Source organism: Skermanella sp., assembly GCF_059503625.1.
Window position 1 is genome coordinate 1 of the sequence record NZ_JCACHA010001013.1, and the last position, 6,130, is coordinate 6,130.

Consider the following 6,130-nt stretch of genomic DNA (forward strand, 5'->3'; position numbering starts at 1 on the left):
GTGAGCAGGCCAGGAGAATAGCCATGATCTGTCCGGTCAGCCACTTGAACTCGCTCTGCGCGGCCGAGATCGTTTTCTCGACCTCGATCAGCTGCATGTCCGTCAAATGAGAAATCTGATCCGTAAGCGGATCGATGGCTTGGTACAGTTCATGCCGCACCAAGTCGTCCAGAGCGACTGCATCGGTGCGGGCTAGAACATCCTGCAAACGAGCCACGACTGTATCGGCTGAGGTGAGAAGGGCTTCTATTCTGCTAAAGGCGGCTTTCTCCTCATCGGACAGCTGAATGTGCCGGAACTCGGTCCAGCCTGCCTGGATGACGGAACGCACCTTTTCGACCGATGCCGCTCCCTCGTCCCAGTTCATGTTGCCGTTGCGAACCTTGTGTGAAGCGTCGACGATCGACACGGCATAGGCATCGGAAATGACTTTGAGGTTGCGCAGCGGCAGAACGGTCTCGGACCTGACTGTCTGTATTTTGGTGTTGGACGCATTCATGCCCGAAAGTCCCAGCGCGCCCACGGTCACCATCATGATGATCATGATGACAAAGGCGCCGATCAGCCGTCCCTTGATGCTGCGGGACGATCTGACGAGGCGATGTGAGAGGCCGGTTTCAACGATCTGTCCGCCCTGGATGGCAACGCCGCGCGCCTGTCCCCGGCGCATGGACGCGTAAAGTGCCTCGGCCGTCGCGACATCCTCGTGGCTTGGTTTGGAGCGGATGGAAATAAAACCTGCGAGCTTACCATTTTCCATGATGGGCGTAACATTCGCCCGGACCCAGTAGAAATTACCAGTTTTGGTGCGGTTCTTGACCAAGCCTTCCCAGGACTGGCCGCTCTTGATGGTGGCCCAGAGATCCTGAAATGCTTCCTTTGGCATATCGGGATGGCGGACGATGTTGTGCGGAGCGCCGAACAGCTCCTGTTCCGAGAAGCCACTGATATCGACAAATGCCTTGTTGGCGAACTCTATGCGACCCCCGGCATCGGTTCGGGACACCAGCAGTTCGCCATCCGGAAGCAGAACCTCCTGACCTGTGACAGGCTCATTGACGCGCATTGAAAAGCCTTTGGCAAGGGTTAGACATGCCGCCTATGATTTACGATACGCATAGGCTGATCGTCACTTATATTAAACGCGAACTTCTTAAGTTCTGACGAACCTCACTCAAGAGACTCTTCCTGGGTTGCGGGGTGGTGGCGGTTTGATCATTCGACGAGGGTGGCAATGAGGGCGCCGAGCAGCACTTTGCCCCGCCGGCGGGTATTGTGGACGAATTGAAAGAAGCCGAGATAAAGCGGCAGCTTCTGCATCTCAGACGACGGCCCCGTCCAGCCCGGTTTTTTTCGCGACCGCGGCTGGATTGCCCTTGTGCCCGGCGAATGACGTCTCGGCGCACCTCATCACGCTCAAACTGCCACCGCCTCGAAACCCAGAAAGAGCCAAGCTTAATGCCGGATCTCAAAGTGATGCCTTGTCAGTTCCTTGATCGACATTCAAGACAAGCCTCGAACCCGCCTGAATTGGTGGTGCTTCAGCCCGATATCGCTGCACCGGGAATGCGGATGGACCCTATCCTGACGTCGGTTGATAGAAATTACCCATAGCGATCTGTGTATTTCCTGTATCGATCTGTCGCCGCTTGCCAAGCAGCCTGATGTCAGGGTTCCAGTTGCGTGCCAGCGCGTCCGCCGCTTCGAGCATGCCGCCCTTGCGCAGCACGCCCTGGCGATGGCGCAGAAGCCGAACGGACACAGCCTTCTCAGCGACCGATCCTCCGAGCAGCTCGTCCGTGCCGTCCAGGCGCAGATGATGAATCACCTCCTCCAGCAACCGGCCCTCAGCCTCGGGCTCCTTACGGTCCAGTGGGTGATTGCGTCTCAGCTCCGTCATCAGCCGCTCGAGCAGTATGGCGCGGCAGGAGGGCGCCCGCCCGTCACGCATCAGCGACCCAAGCTGCGCCAGCAATGGATTCGTGCCAGTCGCGCCAAGGTCCAGGCGGCCGTGCAGGAAGTCGGCCAGCCGGCACAGGGAGGCCGCGAGATGGCGCTGGGGGCCAAGCAGCTCCTTGACTGTGTCAGAGTTTCCCAGGGCGTCGGCCGCAATGCCCTCCATCAACCCACAGAGCTGTCGGTCCAGGTCATCAGCCGCTGCGACAGCCCCGGAGCCGCTCATGAGACCGATAACCGCTTCCAGTTTCCCACCGACCGACGGGTAGCTGAGCAGGTGATCGCACAGAAGAGCGGTAAAGACATAATCATGGCGCTCGGCACCCTCTTTCGCCCTCACCCGCCGGCTGAAATGCTCGAGGTTCTGCGGGTCAAAGCGTGGCAGCCGGCGTTTTTCCGCGGCAAGGTCGCGCGCCTGGGACATCCCTTCACTGATCAGTTTTTCCAATGCCCGCATCCGGTCCCTGGCGGGAACGCCAAGCTCCTTGGCCTGTGCCGCCGCGACCTGGTGAGTGGCGGTGTTGATGAGACTGCCGGTGTCCTGAAGCTTCCTCAGATAAGTCCAATTGTGCAGGAGCTCCGTCGTCGTGATCTGGTACTTGTCCAAGAACATCCTGAACAGCAGGCCCAGTATCATCCGGCTTTCCAGGCCATAAAGATCGCTTAATGCGGTGCAGGGACCAACGCGCTCGACTTTACCTTTGACGATGATAGGCTTTTCTTTTACCGACGCTTTTACCTCGTGGAAGATGTCCGCCTTGGTGGAGTAGCCGGTGATCATGCTGCGGACACGGACGATCTTGACCTCGTCGCACTCGCCGCTCGCCAGCCGAAGGCGCGCCACGTCGATGGCCTCCTGTTCACCGCTTTCCGACTGGCCGTCTTTGACCACGCTGCTGATGGTCCAGCGCCCTTCCTGGAAAACCAGGATTTCATAGTGGAATACCCGTCCCTTGATCATCTTTGCTCGCCCCGCTCGAGCCATCAATCCCGCCTGGACAGCTGTCGGCCCGAACGGATCGGGCTGGGTCCGGTATCGAACTTCAAGAAATTACACCGAAATCTTAAACTTTTTGTTGCACTTGGAGGCTGGATGAATCTTGAGGCGCAGGAGGCTTGATGACCCCGCACGAGTTGTTGGCCATCATCGACAAGCACGACCGTTGGCTCGCCAGGCGCACCGGCGGCGCGCGGGCCTGTCTGGCCATGGCCGATCTGAGGGGAATGTACCTCGCCAGGACCAACCTGCGGAAGATCAAGCTGGCAGGTGCGATCCTGACCAACTGCGATCTGAAGCAGAGTGATCTTTCCGAGGCCGACCTGTTCGCCGCCGATCTGAAAGCGGCTGACCTGACAGGCTGCAATCTCGAGCGCGCCGACCTGCGGGGGGCACATCTTCGAGGGGCACGGCTCCGAAACGCCAACCTCCGGGAAGCGGACCTGAGGGGCGGTGCTCTGCTCGACCACAAGGGGAGCAATTCGGTAAGTGTCCAGCGTTCGGATCTGCGCGGTGCCGATTTCGACGACGGCCTGCTGGCGCGAGCCAATCTTTCCGGCGCCGACATGTCGGAGGCGAGACTGAATGGAGCCGACTGCCAGGGCGCCCTGATGGCCGGTGTCAACCTCAGCAATGCCAGTCTGCGCGACGCCAACCTGGGTTCGGTCGATTTCAAGGGCGCGAACCTGAGCGGCGCCAACCTGTCAGGCGCATCCCTGAAGGACGCTAATCTGACCGGGGCGACCCTGATGGGCGCCAGCCTGAGAAATGCGGATCTGATGGGGACGAATCTCGACGGGGTTGATCTGACCGGCGTCGACTGTACAGGGGCGAACATCCGCAGAAACGCCGATCAGTTTCCGCCGACGATCCAGAATCGTCTGGAAGGGCATTTCACCTGGGTAAAAAGCAACGGCGCCAGGGGAGAGCGCGCGGAACTGGCCGGTCACGATCTGTCCTATATCGACTTGACCCAGGTCAATCTCAGCGGCGCCAATCTGCGGGGGATCAATCTATCCGGCGCAACGCTGAAAGAGGTTCTGATCGTCATGTCGGACCTTTCCGACGCTGTTCTGCGCGATGTGGACTTCACCGCGGCAACGCTGGATGGCTCCAATCTGCGCGGCAGTGACCTCAGCGGTGCACGGCTCGATGGTGCGAAGCTGGGATCGGTCGACATCAAAAGCGGGGGCGGGCTGGCTACCGGGCGCAGGTGGCCTGTCAATCTGAGCGGGGCCAGGCTTGTCGGCGCCAGCCTGATCGGCACCAACCTCCGTGATGCCAATCTCGCCCATGCCGACCTCAGCGGCGCCGACCTGACCAATGCGATTCTGATCGACGCCAATCTGACCGGAGCAGTTCTGGACGGAGCGAAGCTGGAAGGCGCCATCCTGCCCGCTGACATGGATGATGACTGACAGGGCGCTCAGGCGAGGAGGAGTACGGATGCTCTGACGGAATTCTCGCCGGATCAGGCTGGTTTTGTCAGGCGTTCAAGCCTGACCTTGTGGGCGGCATCCTTCGGGCCGCGCTCGTAGGCATCGATCCAGATCAGCTTCCTGAGTGACCGGCTGACACCGTGCGGCTGAAGCTTGAAGTGCCCGGAAACCTCCGACCGCCATCCGAGCGTCCAGCCGCCGGTATGTCCGTTCGACAGCGGTTGACGCCCGAACCGATCGGCGGGCGCTGCCAGCCATTCGACGCGGAACAGGGAGGTCTTCTTGCGGTTCTGGGATATTCGGCGCGGACTTTGGTTCAGCTGCCGGGCATCCATGTGCTTCAGCTCGGAGCGCGCGGCACTCTCGGCAGTGGCACGGTAGAGAACGAGCAGCCGGACGAGGTCGTTCACCTGTCCGGCTATGGTTTTCATATCCACGCCGTTGATCAGGTGGCCATAGCAGTCTTCCGGGGCGCCGAGGTGCCATATCACGCGGCCCCTGACCTTGTCCTGTCCGGGAGGCGTGATCACGGCCGTGACCCGGTGCCCGGTCTGCAGACCGGGCATCAGGAAGATCGCCCGCACCTCTCCGTCCCCCAGAAGCACGGATCTGTGAGGCAGATCGATGTACCAGGTGCCGCCCGCGCTCAGTGCCCGCTCCAAATAGCCTTCCGGATCCGCAGGAGGTCGGGCGTCGGCCAGCAGCTGGACCAGGGCGGCGTCGGGCTGCACCGCGGTGATCGTCTCGACATCGATATCGCCCCGTCCGGCGAACTCATGCGGCCAGCCTGGCGCGCCGGCGCCGCGTCCCAGGAACGGCAGCAGTTCCGCAAAGCAGGCAGCCTCCATGAACCATGGCCACATGCGCTCGCCGTTCCTGAATCGCCCCTTGGAGCCCAGACCCGCGGCTCGCATCCTGAACGAGAAATCGTTGGACTGGATCGTCAGCCGATAGGCCAGATGCCGGACGATATCGAGCTGATCCACATAGTCGTTCGCCCTTTTCATCCTGGCGAACGCTTCGATCTCGGTGGCGACCTCCGACCCGTTCGCTTCCCTGATCGGCCCTTCAGGACCAACCAGGTGCTTCCAGTTGTTGAGTATCTGTTCGATATAGTAATCGAGCCAAGTCAGCATGGCAAAAATCCAATCAAATTCAATTTTACCAATGCGAAACTCAGTGCTGCTGCCACTGATGCTCCCTCCCATAATTAAATATTTTAAATAAACCTGTTAAGCCCCTGTGACGATTACGGCAATGGCATAAACGCACGAACTTTGACTAACCCTTTCAACATCATGGAAGTCATAGCATCTTGTGTCGTCGATGTTAACACCTGACCGACAGGTATGGTCAGGATGTCATCTTCCTGGTTCAGTCAACTTCGAACGAGACCGAGGCCCCGGCCTTAATCTCGCGTTAATCATCACGGCGGCAGAGTCACCGGCAATGGTCTCCCGCGCGAGTGGCTCCCGCTCCTGACACCGCGCCCTGCAGGGATCTTTCGAGCAACTGTCAAAGCCCCGGTAAATGACCAAAAGATCCGAACTGGGAGCGGTACTGGCGACCTGCCGCGGCACCTTCGTGATGACCGCGCTGTTCAGCTCCGTGATCAACCTCCTGATGGTGGTTCCCTCGCTCTACATGATGCAGGTCTATGACCGGGTACTGCACAGTCACAGCGAGGCCACCCTGTTCATGCTGACCCTGATCACGGTCGGCTTGCTGGGAACCATGT

At 59.9% G+C, this 6,130-nt stretch carries 4 protein-coding genes and 1 pseudogene; 2 read left to right on the forward strand and 3 right to left on the reverse strand.

Going from position 1 to position 6,130, the window contains the following annotated elements:
* A partial coding sequence (locus AC5JJ6_RS36970; RefSeq protein ID WP_496046820.1) for a PAS domain-containing protein occupies positions 1-1,066 on the reverse strand: 1,066 nt, incomplete at its 3' end.
* A gap of 513 nt (positions 1,067-1,579) precedes the next feature.
* Positions 1,580-2,917 (reverse strand): hypothetical protein, encoded by a 1,338-nt coding sequence (locus tag AC5JJ6_RS36975; RefSeq protein WP_496046821.1) that lies wholly within the window; start codon positions 2,915-2,917, stop codon positions 1,580-1,582.
* 158 nt (positions 2,918-3,075) lie between these two features.
* Between AC5JJ6_RS36975 and AC5JJ6_RS36980 the strand changes: the two genes are divergently transcribed.
* A complete protein-coding gene (locus tag AC5JJ6_RS36980) occupies positions 3,076-4,371 on the forward strand; it encodes a pentapeptide repeat-containing protein (RefSeq protein ID WP_496046822.1) in 1,296 nt (431 codons plus the stop codon).
* Positions 4,372-4,424: 53 nt separating this feature from the next.
* Here the strand turns inward: AC5JJ6_RS36980 and AC5JJ6_RS36985 are convergent, their stop codons facing one another.
* Positions 4,425-5,528: a hypothetical protein gene (locus AC5JJ6_RS36985; protein ID WP_496046823.1), complete on the reverse strand. Its 1,104-nt coding sequence runs from the start codon at positions 5,526-5,528 to the stop codon at positions 4,425-4,427.
* A 394-nt stretch (positions 5,529-5,922) separates the two neighbouring features.
* Here AC5JJ6_RS36985 and AC5JJ6_RS36990 point away from each other — a divergent pair.
* Positions 5,923-6,130 (forward strand): annotated as a pseudogene (locus AC5JJ6_RS36990) (type I secretion system permease/ATPase); the annotation flags it as partial.

Bases quoted from the DNA above. Each gene is read 5' to 3' on its own strand.
- AC5JJ6_RS36985 (WP_496046823.1), bottom strand. From the start codon at position 5,528: ATGCTGACTTGGCTCGATTACTATATCGAACAGATACTCAACAACTGG.
- AC5JJ6_RS36980 (WP_496046822.1), top strand. From the start codon at position 3,076: ATGACCCCGCACGAGTTGTTGGCCATCATCGACAAGCACGACCGTTGG.
- AC5JJ6_RS36975 (WP_496046821.1), bottom strand. From the start codon at position 2,917: ATGATCAAGGGACGGGTATTCCACTATGAAATCCTGGTTTTCCAGGAA.